Raw genomic sequence first — 14,689 nt, forward strand, 5'->3', positions numbered from 1 at the left:
TCCACATCGCGTTGCAAACCTTATTAGGCTGACCTTACTTTATTGTTCAGCGTATGAGCAAGCTAAGGCGCAAATTTTTTATAAATCAAGCCATTGAGCGTGAGAAAATATCTAATGCGACAGTCCACCCGCCAAAAACACCTCAAGCAGCACCACAAAACAACCCATATTCGACGTAAAAACTACTTCCACTCCGCCCAGCAAAATCTCATATCGCCACTTGCACTCACGTCTGGATTCTCAACCTTAGCCGTCATGATGCAAGAGCTGCGGCCACAAACAGCACAAACGCCACAACTCCTCGATTAAGCAATCCACCTCGTTTTAAATTCGATGACTTTAGTTTCAATAACAAAGCAAAGTGAATGCACTTAATTTTATTCACGCGGCTAAGTTGATATCACCATATCAAGCATTGGCCGCTTGCTGTTCACGCCTCTTGGGCGATGAATAACTCTGCTTGCTGACTCAAGGTCGCCTCATCCCAACCTAGCTCGGCAAACACGGTTTCCCACTCAGGCTCGAGCTCGGTTTCTATGCTGAGCCGAGTTTGAGTTATAGGGTGTGTAAAGGTGAGTTTTTTTGCGATAAGCCACAGGCGATTAATACCGAAATGCTCACGAAAAAATGCATTTTGCTTACCATCGCCATGGGTGGTATCACCGACGATGGGGTGGCGTAAATGCGCCATGTGTCTTCTGAGCTGATGCTTACGCCCCGTTTTAGGACTCAAGCGTACCAGTGCGAATCGGCTAGTGGGATATCGACCTGACGGATACGGAATTTCAGTATTGAGTAACGGCTCATACGCCGTCACAGCCTCCTGCGCCGCTTTATTAGGATCGGCATTCTTATCGCCTAATTCATCCAACTCAACCTTAAGCGCATAGTCTAAAATACCGCTCTCATGCATATTACCGCGCACTAAAGCCAGATATTGTTTTTCAATCGTATGGGAGGCAAATTGCTCACACAGAGCATTGGCCACTTCACTACTCTTGGCAAACAAGAGCACGCCGGATGTCGGCCTGTCGAGACGATGTACAGGAAACACATGGCAGCCCACTAAGTCACGGGTCAGCTGCATGGCAAAAAATCGCTCCCGACGCGCTAAATAACTGCGATGGACCAATAAGCCTGCGGGTTTATGAATTGCCACTAAGTGCTCATCTTCATAAAGAATTTCAATCTCAGGCGCCTGCTCTTCTAAATCATCCTCTTGGGATACATTCACTGCATTTTCAGGCGTTTCAAGCCAGATATCATCTTGATTCATTTAACAACATATCCAATTCATTCAATAGGCTAATTAAAGTTTGGCGCGGGGGCATATCCAGCCAAACATGTTCAGCCATAGGGGCAATCGCAATTTGCGTCGGCAATGGCGCCCCCGTTTCGATTAAAGTCTGCATTCTAGGCAGCAAAATAAACTGCAGCCACTGCTCAAGGGGCATAAGATCACAGGCAAAAGGTGCTGTGCTTGCCATTGCTGCGGCAGAAGGCGCTTGCTCAGACCACAACTCGGCCGCTTGCAGCGCGTGGGTAATCTGAGCCAATTTAGCTTGGGTTTGACTGTATAACATAGCTTTCAGATCCATTCTCATGTTAGCCATTGCGATTCAAGAACTCACCACAATTCACTGGCCGAATAGGTCGATTAAAGTGCCGCAATCATACCATCCAGACGCACTTCCCCCTATAATGGCGCCAATTTATTGAGCCTCTTTGATTGATATGGCAGCCAAATGACTGAAATTACAACTTTAAGCCAGTTTTTAACCACAGCCAAAACCCAGTTCCAAGTGTATGATCTTGGCCGTAGGGTGCAACATATTGATATGCTCGCGTTTCACCAAATAGAATCTCTCGCTACCCCTTATCCTTACCCCATTCAAGGACATGCGCAGTTTGCTATCGTCTTTTGGGATGCGAGTCAGCAGCACTTTATTTGGTTTCTAAAGCTGGCGTTAGATGAGCAAGGATTACTGTCGCCCGCGCCTCGCTCACAATTTATCGAAATGATATTAGCGGCATTAGGGCAAGATCCCACTCAGCCACTCAGTGATGAGCAGCAAGAACGGCTCGCGAATAATCCGTTTAACTTCAAGCCAAGCCAAGAAAAACTTGCCGTATTCAACGCGCTTGTTCGTAAACAACTTGGCCAACGCGCTTCATCACAATACGAGTTTGCCGTGCAATATCTGTCAGGCCAAATTGCCCCATCACAATGGCAACATATTGGAATGCAAGGCATAGCCGATGTGTGTGTACGCACAAAAGAATTTGATCATGAGCAGCACTTGGTATCGAGTTTTGATACAGCCGCTATCGAAGTGCAAATCGCGCTATGCCAATGCCTTGAACACTTACAGCTTAGCGACACACTCGCCGATAAGATTCTCGCGAAACTTCAAGACGCAGCGCCAGAGCACCAAGCCTATTTCCTTCGCGCTTTGGCTTCTAGCGCCAAACACAGCCAAAAAGCGTTTGCGCATCTACACGGCCAAGCCTCTTTAGATACCAATGCCCTCATCAGCATTGCCGGACGTAACTGGTCGGTATTAAAACAAGATTCAAGTCGCAGTCTTTACTTAGAAGCCCTAGCACTGCAGCCCCAAGCCTTTTTTAATCAGGTCTTTGCTGATATTGTGGCTATTCCTAGTTTGCGCAATCAACTACTAGGCGAGTTAAGAAATCCCAATCGAAGCATTCAACTATCACAAGCCATAGGTGGTTTGTTTAAGGCAGCTAGCAAATGATGTCAGATTTACTGTTAATTATTGGCCTCGTCGTGATTGCCGCATTCTTTTGGCAACTACGCCAAATGGCAGAGTTGAGCCGTATTTTTGCCGAAAAAGAATGTTGGCGACAAAAAGTTCAACTGTTAGCCATTGCCATGGAAACTGCCCGCCCAAGTATTGGCGGCACCACGGGAATTTGTTGGAAAGCGAAATATTTATTTGAATTCAGCACCGACGGCATTAACCAATACCGTGGCCATATTTGGATGCAAGGTAAGAAAATTCAAAAAATAGAATGGCCTATCTTCCCAGAGCCCGAATGGCAAGAAGCACCTACAGCGCAGGGAAAATTTGGCGGTTGTGGTACGCAAAGTGGTTGTAACTCAGGCAAATGCCATTAAGCTTTTATCGACAATGTTGGCTCAAATAAAATGTGAGCTAATATTGAGAGCAAGACAGCATTCTTTTTTATCGTAAATACGGCTAAAAAATAGATCACTGTAAAAGTTAAAAAAGAAAGGGCGCGGCCCTAAAGCCACGCCCTCCTATTCTCTGTTAAGCTATCCCGCTATTTTTGTGCTCCCTGCACCATCCATGCGTCAATCTGCGTCCTGCTTCATCCCTGCTCAATCCTTGAGGTCCTTGTACTCATGTACTTCCCTATCTCTTGGTCATCCAGTCCCAAGCTTGCTCTTTCCTGAGCGGTTCCATCATCATCCATGAAACGGGTATTGCATCCATTCAATTGCACTCCCTGTGCCATTGCCATCCTATGCAATGAGTCTATCAATCCTTGATAGTCTCCCTTCCTTGGTATTGGCTCTCTTTCATCCTGAAAGGCCTATATCCCTATCTTTCCTTAAGTCACATTCCTTAGTCACTGTTCGATCATCCTGATCGCCAACATCCTGTTGCCCGCAATTCCTTCTACAAGATGAATTCTACGCCAACCAACGAAAGTACTCATTGTGGATTATTTAAAATGTTAACAAAAATGGTGAACCCAACTGATAACAAACAGGTTAACCTACTGATATAAATTAAAATAATAACTAACCCAGAGACATAACCACCCTTTAGACTTACAAATTACTTACATACTTGTGAGAGATCTCTTACACGGAGGATGGCAATTCAAATCAAAAGTAAGCAAGTGCTAGATGTTCTCCCCTGAAGGACTTATGCATAAACCGCTATCGCTCAAAATTCGACAAGCATTCGGCGAATGACCAGAACACAGAGAGTAAATCATTGGGCAATAAGAGAAGTAAGACTGGTAAACATGTTTTACGGCAAGATGTCTTTAAGCAGCGTTAAGATAAAGTCTGTGTGAATAGCGTTATAGCTTGGCAAAGCCAGATTAATGCTGAAAATGAACCAAAGAAAAGGGCGCAACTAAAGTGCGCCCCATTTATCCTTTGTAAGCCGTCCTGCTCGATTTGTGCTCCCTGCACCATCCATGCGTCTGCTTGCGTCCTGCGTCGTCCCTGTAATCCCTTTTCGTCCCTGTGTATCAAACTTACGTGAGATAACACTCAGTCCCTTGACCTGTAAATCCTTTTTACAGAGCCTGTCACTTCCTATGACGTATTCCTATTGCATCCTGCAAAATTTATTTTCCATAGATTAGTACAAGCTGTTCACCCTTATACTTTATCCTTATCTCGACACATCCTGTTTCGAGTTCATGCTTAATCCTTAAGCGTGTCCTGTATTCTTCCTGAAATTCATCATCCTGACGATACAAATCACTGTCCCTAATCATCCTTGAAAAGCAATCTTGCTTTTCCTTAGCCTATCCGAGGCGAATGACAGTTTTCCTACCGTCAGCGATTTCAACCTTGAAATCTTAATTCGTTGCTTCTTGCGTCCCTTTGGCCTGTTTCGCTTTCCTTGCTATCCATTTGCTTTGGCCATGAGTGAATTCTACGTTAACCCTAACGTTTTTGTTCGGCTCAAAGAACGGACTACAAAATTAATTACGGACCAACCAAAGAAAAATAAATACAAACCAATGATTCTATTTAAAATTAAATATTGTAGGACAAAAAACAATCAAAAAGAAAACATTATGTCCTACAACGTTTGTAAGCGATCTCTCACACGGGCATGGGCATCTCACTCGGGCAGTTTTTTTAATGTTTAAAAAAGCGGCGAATCATCTGCGCAAACATCACCCAATCTGCCATCAAACTGTAAAAAGGATACTGAAATGTCGCGGGTCGATTCTTCTCAAATACGAAGTGTCCCACCCATGCAAAACCATAACCAACAATAGGAATAAACCAGCATAGCCACCAGTCTTGTGAAACCAAGGCAATGCCAATCAGCAGCAGAACTAAACAACTGCCAACAAAGTGTAATTGCCGACAAGTCGGGTGCTGGTGTTGGGATAAATAGAAAGGATAAAAATCGGCGAAACGTTTATAAGAGTTAGTCATCTTGTTGAACCGAATAGAATAAAAGCTGGCCATGGACACTGCCGATACTCAGCTCGCCTATGGATACAAAGTCATGCTGAGTAAACAGTTGCAAGTGGTTCTCCTGAGCGATAAACACACCAATGCCATCCAAATCAGGCTGCTCATCACACCAACTCACCACAGCTTGCACCAACTTATGTCCAAGTCCTTTGTGCTGTTCATTTGGTGCAAGAGCAATAAACTGCAAAATACCGCAGTGCTTACTGGGTAAAAGTTCAATAATACTGGACTCTTTGTTCATTAGTGCTTGAGTCGATTGCCAACCTGTACCTAACAACATCTTTAAGCGCCAATGCCAATAACGCCCTTCCCCTAAAGGCACTTCTTGAGTAACTACACAGGCTAACCCAAAGAGTCTTTCATGGTCGAATAAACCAATGAGGGCTTGTTTTTGTTGCCATAACGTATTGAGTTCTTCCCTGATTGCGGCGCGCAATTTTTGCTCATAAGCGGCTTTGTCTGAGGTAAAGAGTGAATCGACAAAAAAAGGATCATCATGGTAAGCGTTATAGAGAATAGAAGCGGCAATGCGTAAGTCTTCCGCGGTCAAATAGACTGCGCGGCAGTCCTCTAGAATTTCATTGTCCATCGTTAGCATTCCTTGACTTAGCTCACACTTTTTTATGCGTAACTGTTAATCTACCAAGGAAACTAAAAAGTGCAAATTTTAATCATAGATTGCATTTTTCAATCAGGCGCTTACTCTAAACGAAGGCACTATACTGAAAAGGAAATAATGATGGATACAACTCCAGTAGACTTAAGCCACTTGTTTGAGCAACTCGGTTTAGACAGTAGCGACGAGGCCATAGCGCAGTTTATTGCAACCCATGATATCGACCATCACATCCATTTAAGCCAAGCGCCCTTTTGGACCCCTGCCCAAAAGAGCTTTATCATTGAAGGTTTAGAAGCCGATGCCCTCTGGACTGAGCCCATTGAGCAATTAGACACTCAGCTACGTAAACGATAAGACTCGTTGGTTCAGATTTTACCGTAAGCCGTTTCACCCCAACCCACTAAGGCATTGTTGCTCAGCACGATAGGCGTACATTCATCCTTAGTGGTTTTTCCATCGCCATTATTACGCTGGGTACGATAAAACAACACTAAGACTTCTTTATTGGCTTCACCTTGTTGAGCACTTTGTTGAATATAGGCTTCACTAAAATCAGCGGTGCCCATTAAGATCATCACTTGGTCTTTAGGCATGCCTAAGCTCAGTTTGGTTAAGTTAGTGCGATTTTTATCCTGCACTTTCTCCCAAGATTCGCTGCTATCCCAGCCCGATTCTCCATCACCGACATTGACCACGCAGCCGCTAAGACCTAAGCTTGCGAGCCCTAAAAAAGTGATGGCGATAAGTTTGTTATTCAATTTATGGTTCATCATGTGACATCCTGTGTAATTATTATTGAAGCTTAAAAAATGGTATTTCGGCTGGACAATAAGCAAAATAAATGCCACAAGACAACACACTGTTTTTAAATGAAAAAATTAATTATTATTTTAAAATTGGTTTAAACAATTCAACAAATTAAGGAATTTTGCTAATTATGAGTCCCCTTGACCAAGTATTAGCGGCCGCACGTTCGCTCGAAGCCTGCGGTAAAGTACCGAGCCTTGCCTTAATTAAAACCCGTTTAGGTAGTAGCCTACCTTTACCTATATTGATCCAAGGCTTACAGCAATTTAAATCTATGCCTAAGGCAGATCGCGAGCGTTTAGCTGAGTTGCAAACTATCAGCCCTACAACTGACGTTCCCGCAACTAACGATACCTTAACCCTTGCTGTGCTCGCCGAGCGCATGCAGATGCAACAGGCGTATTTTGAACGTCATGCTGAGCAGCAAAAAACAGAAATAATGCAATTAAAAAACGAACTGCTTGAACTTAAACAACGCATAAACTTATTAGAAACCCAAGGAAAAACAGCTTAATGTTTGTCACTGAACTGCGCTTCGAATGCTTCGCCGACACCACGATATCTGCCGCCGAGAAGGCCATTAATCAGCTCCTTGAAGCCTATCGAGCTAATGGCCAAATCTTAGGACGAGAATTTGCGGTCGCCTTTAATGACGGTGAGTTTAGAGTGCGTTTATTGATGCCAGAGAAAAGCAGTTTAACGCACAAATATCACAGCCCTTGGGTCAAAAAAGCCTTAGTAGAATTAACCGACGCTAAACTACTCGCGCCGCGGGAAAAGTTTATTGGTCAGGATATCAATTCTGAAGTAAGTAATACCGAAACACCCAGCTGGCAACTGCTATACACCAGTTTTGTGCATATGTGCTCGCCCCTACGCAGCGGCGACAATTTATTGCCCATTCCCCTGTACCGTATACCCGCAACCTTTAATGGCGATCATAAACGTATTATCCGTTGGCAGAGCGAATGGCAAGCCTGCGACGAGCTGCAAATGGCGGCGGCCACTAAGGCAGAATTTGCCGCGCTAGAGGAATTATCGAGTCCTGACAGTGATTTATTTCGCAGAGGTTGGGATTTGCGCGGTCGTATCGAATATCTCACTCAGATCCCGACCTATTACTACTTATATCGCGTTGGCGGCCAAGATTTAGCCACAGAAAAAACGCGACCTTGCCCACGTTGTGGCAGTCATGATTGGAAACTCGATGAACCTTTATTGGATATGTTCCATTTTCGCTGCGAGCCTTGCCGCATAGTGTCGAATCTGTCTTGGGATCATCAATAACATCTGTTTATCCCCTTGCAAAACTCAACCTAAGATAAGCCACGCTTAGGTTGAGTTAATACTTAGGTTGAGAATAAAAATGTCGATCACAGAAGTTAACGTTTACCGAAAAGGTTTTGCCACATACGTTTAAAACTGGCGAAAATACCAGGATGTTCTAATGCGGGCATAGGTAGTTCTTCATGTTTAACGGGTGGTGCTATCCGTGGCGATAATGCTTCGATAAACGCAGTCAAACTCGAGGACAATTGCTCAGATTGCACTTCACCAGGGATTTCAATCCATACGCTACCATCACTGTTATTGATGGTGAGCATTTTATCTCCCTCATCTAACAGACCGATAAACCAAGTCGGTGACTGCTTCAGTTTTTTCTTCATCATCAGATGACCAATCAAGTTTTGTTGCAGGCAGTTAAAATCGTCATCATTCCAGACTTGCAGTAACTCCCCAGTGCCCCACTTAGAGTCAAATAATACTGGGGCGGAGAAATAATGACCGTAAAAATCATTGATCTCTGGCCATAAAGTTAACTCCAGTGCATGCTCTACATTGGCGAAACTGCCTTCAACTTTGCGTTTCACTGGCTGCCAAGAAACGGCCTGTTCAAGATCCGGTTGAAATTCGCCTTGAATACACACAGAAGGCTCACCCTGTGGGTAATAACGCGGTAGTTCACCTAAACTCGTTAAGTAAGCTTGATGATAGTTTTGCAAAAATTTATCGAGTGCGGGCAGACAAGACACTTAAGCACAATCCAATTTCAGGTATAATGTGCGCCTATTTTGACATGGAAACAGTATTGATGACACAGAATCACGATCCCTATAGTGATGCGCAAGCGCTTGTTGGCCTGACTTTAGGTAAAGCCACCGACTACCAAGCCGAGTATGATGCGTCGCTGCTGCAAGGGGTTCCACGCTCACTAAACCGTAATGCTATTGCACTCACTGGGACGTTACCGTTTCATGGTGCCGATATCTGGACGGGTTATGAGCTGTCTTGGTTAAATGCCAAAGGTAAGCCTATGGTGGCCATAGCTGAATTTCATTTAAGCTATGAAAGCCTGAATCTGATTGAGTCGAAATCGTTCAAACTGTATCTCAATAGCTTTAATCAAACCAAGTTTGATAATCTAGATTCACTGCAAAAAACCTTAGTGCAAGACTTAAGTCAGTGTGCTCAAGGTGATGTTAGCGTTAAGATTATCGAGCCAAAAAGCTTTGGTATTCAGCGTATTATTGAGTTACCAGGCACTTGTATTGACGATCTCGATATTGAAGTCAGCGATTATAGTTTTAATCCTGATTACTTAGTTAACAGTACAGACGATAAGCAAACGGTCGCAGAAACGCTTAATTCAAACCTACTGAAATCCAACTGTTTGATCACTTCGCAACCCGATTGGGGCAGCGTGATGATCCGTTATCAAGGCCCTAAAATCGATCGCGAGAAACTGCTGCGCTATTTGATTTCTTTCCGCCAACATAACGAATTCCACGAGCAATGTGTCGAGCGAATTTTCGTCGATTTAAAACGTTTCTGTCATTGCACTAAATTGACGGTTTACGCCCGCTACACGCGTCGCGGTGGTTTAGATATCAACCCTTATCGCAGTGATTTCGAGCAACCTGGTGAAAGCCACAGACTCGCAAGACAGTAATGACCTTCTTAGGCTATTAGATTAACAATCTGAGATAGAAAATAAAATTTAAAAACTGCAACAAAGCTCTGAATCGCTAGCCCTAGCTGCTCGCTAGATTCAGAGCTTTTTTATTCACAGTGTTTGCACTCGCATTGAGCAATAAACGCCGTAACCATTGATGGCTCGGGTTTTGGGTATATTTACTGCTCCACACCATATACAAATCAATTGGCCGAGTTTTCAGGGGCATAGATAAAATCTGTAAGCCGAACATCTCAGCGTACTGACTGGCGTAACGCAAAGGCGCTATGCCTATCGCCTCACTTTTACCGACAGTTGCAAACATACTCAATAGAGATGATTGCTCACTGTACATTTTGCGCCTTGGTAACACGCCTTCGGTAAACAAATCCCCTGCAGTCAAATTAAAACGCCTTAGATTCAAAAAGACGTGTTTCTCCTCAAAATACTGTTCATGGCTAATGACACCTTGAATACGAGGATGCTGCCGACTGACGATACAAACTAAATTTTCGGTAAAGAGCAATTTGCTCGAGAGCAAACTTTGCTGCGCGGGCTTAATGTCTATGGCAACGGCGACCCGCTCAAGCAAAATATCGCGATATAGCTCATCCTCCTGCGGCGGCGACTCGCGGAAAATCACTTCAATATCAGCAGTCTGTAACAAAGCCTGCACGCCTGATTGCAGCGCTTCGATAACCGACTCATTAGCATATACATAAAAGCGCCGCTGGCTCGTGTTGGGATCAAAATGCTCAAACCCCAGTAATACGGTTTCAATATCCGCCATGGGCTGCTCAAATTTACGGTACATCTCCCGTGCCACCGATGTAGGCTCAATTCCCCGTCCAACTCGATTAAACAGTGACTCCCCGACCCAAGCCCTGAACCGGCTTATCGCATTGCTCACGGAAGACTGAGTTAAATCTAACTCCTGTGCCGCTTGGGTGAATGAACGAGTAAGGTAAACCACCATAAACACGCGTAATAAATTTAAATCTAATGGCTTTCGTGTCGGCATAAGGGAGTGCACTCATTCACTATATGAATATTACAACCCAAACTAACTCGAGTTATCTAAATACACAAGCTGGCTATACTCAAACCATCAACGACACTATCCCACTTTTCGGTAGGTAAAATAATGCAAAAATCTTTGATGACAATGAGTATTATCGCAAGCTTCTCTTTAAGCGCCGTGGCCGCTGAACACGAGCATGAACATATCAGCCTGCACTATCAGGGAAAGCCTGCCACCGAGCAAACCATTGCGGTAAATAAAACCTCAGCAGCAAGCCTTAATTTTGCTGACAAAAAAGCCTTTGAAGAGTTTTCTAAAAATCTTATTGCTGAACTCGATGAACCAACAGCAGCCATTTTACGTGCCGATTTCAGCTTTATTGGCGACAAAACTCCAGACACAGTAAACCCTTCACTTTATCGCCAAGCTCAATTGAATATGGTGTCTAACGGCTTATACAAGGTCACAGATGGCATTTATCAAGTGCGTGGCACAGACTTATCGAACTTAACCCTTATCCGCGGTAAAACGGGTTGGATCCTTTATGACGTGCTGCTGACCAAAGAAGCGGCAAAATTATCCCTCGAGTTTGCGCTAAAACACTTGCCCGAGGGCAATAACTTACCCGTAGTCGCGATGATTTATTCCCACAGTCATGGAGATCATTTTGGCGGCTCCCGCGCAATCAAAGACATGTTCCCAAACGTCAAAGTCTATGGTTCCAATAACATCACCAAAGAAATTGTCGACGAAAACGTGCTTGCCGGTAATGCCATGAGCCGCCGCGCCGCCTATCAATACGGCGCAACATTAGAGCGAAACGATCAAGGCATTGTCGATGCCGCACTTGCTAAGGGATTATCCAAAGGCGAAGTGACCTACGTTAAACCCGATGTCACCTTAAATGCCAAAGATAAGTGGGAAACACTCACCATTGATGGCATCGACATGGTGTTTATGGATGCATCAGGCACAGAAGCCGCCTCGGAAATGGCCACCTATATTCCCTCAATGAAAGCATTGTGGACCGCTGAGCTCACCTACCACGGCATGCACAACATTTATACCTTACGCGGGGCAAAAGTTCGAGATGCGATAAAATGGTCTAAGGATATCAACGAATTACTGACTCATTTTGGTAATGATGCACAGGTTATATTCACTGCCCACTCAGCCCCCGTATTTGGCAATACTGATATAAACCAATACTTAAGAATGCAAAGGGATAACTATGGCCTAGTGCATAATCAAACCCTGCGTTTAGCCAATAATGGCGTGGGTATTCAAGATATTGGCGATGCGATTCAAACCACTATCCCTAAGGCTGTGCGCGATACTTGGTACACCAATGGTTACCATGGCACCTACAGCCATAATGCCAAAGCCGTGTACAACATGTACCTTGGCTATTTCGATATGAATCCCGCCAACTTAAACCCACTACCGACAAAAGATGAAGCGACGAAATTTGTGGAGTATATGGGCGGTGCCAAAGCCGTAGTGAAACACGCCAAAGCCGACTATGCCCAAGGCGAATACCGTTTTGTGGCCACCGCACTCAATAAGGTCGTGATGGCAGAACCTAATAATAAAGAGGCAAGACAATTACTTGCCGATACCTATGAGCAACTGGGTTATCAAGCCGAAGGGGCTGGCTGGCGCAACATTTACCTCACTGGCGCCCAAGAGTTACGCGTAGGCATTCAACCCGGCGCGCCTAAATCGGCCTCAGCAGATATTTTAGGAGAAATGGACATATCGACCCTATTTGACTTCCTCGCCGTAAAAGTCGATAGCCTCAAAGCTGCTGAACTTGGGCTAATCCGGCTTAATGTGATTAACCCTGACACCCAAGAAACGCTCTATGTTGAACTAAGTAACGGTAATTTAAGCAATATTAAGGTTGATAAACCGATGGAGGCCGATGCCAATCTTTATATTGATAAACGCTATATTACGGGGATTTTACTCGGAAAAGTCACACTTAAAGAGTTACTGGCTAAGGGTACTGCCAAGTTAGAGGGTGATAAAGATGCCTTCGGTAAGATAGCGTCGACCTTAGTAAAGTTCGATGAAAGCTTTGAAATCGTCCCACTACCAAGCACGAAATAACCAAATTAATGCCCTGAATCTTCAGGGCTTTTTTATGGATAAAAGACTGACTAGCGTATATTCGCCTTGAACGGCTCTAGCACTGGAGGGCATCATCCCAAGTGATTCAGGATATATTGTCAGATTAACAAAGCAGAATTAATTCGCAGACTCTGGCGTTGGGACTGAAGTTTTGCACTCAAGCAATAACTGCTGAAAATGCGCACCTAAGTCTTGTTGGGCAAATTGCTCGCTCGCAGTCGCCATTTGCTTAAGGCTTTGTAAGGCTTGATCTAAACCTTGTTGCTCGATAAGGCTTTTAGCATAGGCCGCCGCATCGGCGCCCTTTTGCAGCAAGCTCGCGACCTGATCAAAACTGATGTCTTGTTCCATTACTTTCTGTAAGTCACCCAGCAATTCTGCCACCTTGGCCGACTCCACCAGCGAACCTTCAACATTGACTAACTTACCCAACGGATCTTGGCTGAGTTTTCCAGCCACACAGGCCGAAACTGTGCCTGCTGCCGCGCTTTGAGCCACAACATCTAAGCCATTGGCACGAATTTGCTCAACCACTTGCTGCAACTGTGGATCTTGGGCTAACCAAGCCTGCTCCAATTGCTGCTTTTCATCGCCACCAAAATAACCACAACCAGATAGCAACACCATCATAGTGGCAGGTATTAGGCACTTAATCCGTTTCATTGTTAAACCTCATTTATTTCATTCAAATTCAAAATATTATAGGCGTGACTATACCCAGCAATGTTTAACCGAAGATGAATAAGACCAGTTAACCATAATCGGCAAGTAAGGCTTCTATGCTGCTCAGTTGCGCCGTTAGCATTATGGAAATCTCGGTGTTACCAGCATGCCCTAAGCTCACGGCAAAACGGTACTCCTCGGTCAAACGCCCAAAATAGATTTGCCAATACAATGAACTTGCATCAATGGTTTGCAGCGGGATATTAGAATAGACACTCAGCAAAGGCGCCACGCCATAGAACGGCATCAACGCTGCATCTTGGCATCTAAGCTCAACCGATCCGGCCACCAATTTATCGAATGGCTTTAGATCAAAGCCGAAGGATTTAAGCGACTGCGCTAAACCTAGACCTGTCGCCTTGATATAGGACTCCTTTAACGCCCATAAATCGAAAAAGCGCTGCCGTTGACTCGCTTCATCGACAAGGGTCAACAAAGCCGCAGTTTCTTGGGCGGAAAAATAATGATTTAGGATTGGATAGATATCCGTCTTCGGCCGCGATCTTTCAATATCGACCCCAAATAAACCAGACTCAACACCATGAAACTGAGTCACACCAATCAATAACCAATCGCCGCTATGGCTTAGGTTAAACTCAAGCCCCGTTTGCTGTTGCAATTTTGCCGTTAAACTCGGCTTCCCCTTAGCGCCATATTCAAAACACCACTCGTGTGGCGATAAATCCGCATAGCGAGATAACACGGCCCGCAACGCTGCCCTGACCTGTAATCCCTTCATTTGCGCCTTGGGATCGTGATAACGCGCGACCTTGGCGAGTTCATCATCACTTAACCAAGACTGAGCGAGTGATGTTTGCGGCGATGAAATATCGCTCAGTGGAATAAAAAATAGATCCACATTCACGCCGTTTTTGCTAGATGTACTGGAGTCGGTCATTTGAGAGCCTTGCAGGACAAAGCCTTGCGGCTGATGATTATCATTGTCTGGCTTTTGGGAGAGCACTTAGCAACATTCTTATCTGGGTTCATCATTATTTGAGTTCATTATGCATCTTAAATAGTTTCAACTAAGCCCTATTTCAATTCTTAGCCACACTCTAATAAGAGCAATTCTTAGAACGACTCTAAACGCCATCCTAGCCGCAAATTTTTGCTGCAATTGCGCCAAGGTTTTGCGCCCAAATTAATAGGTTTAGCCGCACAGTCTCATTCATGACGAAAGGGACGTAAGCCAATATTGGGCTATTT

General features: G+C 44.5%; 17 protein-coding genes. 8 read left to right on the forward strand and 9 right to left on the reverse strand.

Translation table 11 applies throughout. From position 1 onward, the window contains the following. Nucleotides 1–114: 114 nt before the first annotated feature. A complete protein-coding gene (locus tag AAA952_RS00915) occupies nucleotides 115–309 on the forward strand; it encodes a hypothetical protein (protein ID WP_105249725.1) in 195 nt (64 codons plus the stop codon). A gap of 121 nt (nucleotides 310–430) precedes the next feature. Here the strand turns inward: AAA952_RS00915 and truC are convergent, their stop codons facing one another. Continuing rightward, a complete protein-coding gene (truC, locus tag AAA952_RS00920) occupies nucleotides 431–1,276 on the reverse strand; it encodes a tRNA pseudouridine(65) synthase TruC (protein WP_113938962.1) in 846 nt (281 codons plus the stop codon). After that, nucleotides 1,263–1,583, reverse strand: a complete 321-nt coding sequence (locus AAA952_RS00925; RefSeq protein ID WP_028760615.1) for a YqcC family protein — start codon at nucleotides 1,581–1,583, stop codon at nucleotides 1,263–1,265. Before AAA952_RS00925 ends, truC begins: the two co-directional genes overlap by 14 nt. Nucleotides 1,584–1,745: 162 nt before the next feature. Here AAA952_RS00925 and AAA952_RS00930 point away from each other — a divergent pair, with 162 nt between their 5' ends. Together AAA952_RS00930 and AAA952_RS00935 are read left to right on the forward strand one after the other, a co-directional pair. Then, entirely contained in the window at nucleotides 1,746–2,759 is a 1,014-nt protein-coding gene (locus AAA952_RS00930) for a DUF3549 family protein (RefSeq protein ID WP_338253585.1), read from the forward strand. Next, nucleotides 2,756–3,142 (forward strand): DUF3301 domain-containing protein, encoded by a 387-nt coding sequence (locus AAA952_RS00935; RefSeq protein WP_263165811.1) that lies wholly within the window; start codon nucleotides 2,756–2,758, stop codon nucleotides 3,140–3,142. The genes AAA952_RS00930 and AAA952_RS00935 overlap by 4 nt, the downstream gene beginning before the upstream one ends. A 1,734-nt stretch (nucleotides 3,143–4,876) precedes the next feature. Here AAA952_RS00935 and AAA952_RS00940 read toward each other — a convergent pair. Both AAA952_RS00940 and AAA952_RS00945 read right to left on the reverse strand, forming a co-directional pair. Continuing rightward, complete coding sequence (locus tag AAA952_RS00940) at nucleotides 4,877–5,182, reverse strand: DUF962 domain-containing protein (RefSeq protein ID WP_263196743.1); 306 nt, start codon at nucleotides 5,180–5,182, stop codon at nucleotides 4,877–4,879. Further along, nucleotides 5,175–5,813 carry a GNAT family N-acetyltransferase gene (locus AAA952_RS00945; protein WP_028760619.1) on the reverse strand — a complete coding sequence of 213 codons (639 nt, stop codon included), beginning with the start codon at nucleotides 5,811–5,813 and terminating at the stop codon, nucleotides 5,175–5,177. Before AAA952_RS00945 ends, AAA952_RS00940 begins: the two co-directional genes overlap by 8 nt. Nucleotides 5,814–5,963: 150 nt before the next feature. On the opposite strand from AAA952_RS00945, the gene AAA952_RS00950 reads away from it, so the two are divergent. Further along, nucleotides 5,964–6,197 carry a DUF2789 domain-containing protein gene (locus AAA952_RS00950; protein ID WP_028760620.1) on the forward strand — a complete coding sequence of 78 codons (234 nt, stop codon included), beginning with the start codon at nucleotides 5,964–5,966 and terminating at the stop codon, nucleotides 6,195–6,197. An 11-nt stretch (nucleotides 6,198–6,208) separates the two neighbouring features. Here the strand turns inward: AAA952_RS00950 and AAA952_RS00955 are convergent, their stop codons facing one another. Then, on the reverse strand, nucleotides 6,209–6,616 hold the full coding sequence (locus AAA952_RS00955) for a DUF3192 domain-containing protein (protein ID WP_028760621.1): 408 nt from the start codon (nucleotides 6,614–6,616) through the stop codon (nucleotides 6,209–6,211). 164 nt (nucleotides 6,617–6,780) lie between these two features. On the opposite strand from AAA952_RS00955, the gene AAA952_RS00960 reads away from it, so the two are divergent. After that, nucleotides 6,781–7,164, forward strand: a complete 384-nt coding sequence (locus tag AAA952_RS00960; RefSeq protein ID WP_263179968.1) for a hypothetical protein — start codon at nucleotides 6,781–6,783, stop codon at nucleotides 7,162–7,164. Further along, nucleotides 7,164–7,937, forward strand: a complete 774-nt coding sequence (locus tag AAA952_RS00965; protein WP_263179966.1) for a Zn-ribbon-containing protein — start codon at nucleotides 7,164–7,166, stop codon at nucleotides 7,935–7,937. Before AAA952_RS00960 ends, AAA952_RS00965 begins: the two co-directional genes overlap by 1 nt. Nucleotides 7,938–8,032: 95 nt before the next feature. Here the strand turns inward: AAA952_RS00965 and syd are convergent, their stop codons facing one another. Beyond that, nucleotides 8,033–8,683 (reverse strand): SecY-interacting protein, encoded by a 651-nt coding sequence (gene syd / locus AAA952_RS00970; RefSeq protein ID WP_028760624.1) that lies wholly within the window; start codon nucleotides 8,681–8,683, stop codon nucleotides 8,033–8,035. Between the two features lie 59 nt (nucleotides 8,684–8,742). On the opposite strand from syd, the gene queF reads away from it, so the two are divergent. After that, complete coding sequence (gene queF, locus AAA952_RS00975) at nucleotides 8,743–9,600, forward strand: NADPH-dependent 7-cyano-7-deazaguanine reductase QueF (RefSeq protein ID WP_263180963.1); 858 nt, start codon at nucleotides 8,743–8,745, stop codon at nucleotides 9,598–9,600. Between the two features lie 82 nt (nucleotides 9,601–9,682). On the opposite strand, the gene AAA952_RS00980 is transcribed toward queF, so the two are convergent. Further along, a complete protein-coding gene (locus tag AAA952_RS00980; protein WP_338253595.1) occupies nucleotides 9,683–10,624 on the reverse strand; it encodes a LysR family transcriptional regulator in 942 nt (313 codons plus the stop codon). Between the two features lie 123 nt (nucleotides 10,625–10,747). Between AAA952_RS00980 and AAA952_RS00985 the strand changes: the two genes are divergently transcribed. After that, nucleotides 10,748–12,736, forward strand: a complete 1,989-nt coding sequence (locus AAA952_RS00985; RefSeq protein WP_338253597.1) for an alkyl/aryl-sulfatase — start codon at nucleotides 10,748–10,750, stop codon at nucleotides 12,734–12,736. 138 nt (nucleotides 12,737–12,874) lie between these two features. On the opposite strand, the gene AAA952_RS00990 is transcribed toward AAA952_RS00985, so the two are convergent. Next, the gene (locus AAA952_RS00990; protein WP_338253599.1) at nucleotides 12,875–13,420 is read right to left on the reverse strand and encodes a hypothetical protein; all 546 of its coding nucleotides are present in this window, start codon (nucleotides 13,418–13,420) and stop codon (nucleotides 12,875–12,877) included. An 88-nt stretch (nucleotides 13,421–13,508) separates the two neighbouring features. Further along, entirely contained in the window at nucleotides 13,509–14,378 is an 870-nt protein-coding gene (locus AAA952_RS00995; RefSeq protein WP_338253601.1) for a 4'-phosphopantetheinyl transferase family protein, read from the reverse strand. Between the last annotated feature and the right edge of the window lie 311 nt (nucleotides 14,379–14,689).

The sequence above is a fragment of the Shewanella sp. M-Br genome (assembly GCF_036245925.1).
GTDB classification, from domain to species: Bacteria; Pseudomonadota; Gammaproteobacteria; order Enterobacterales; family Shewanellaceae; genus Shewanella; species Shewanella oncorhynchi.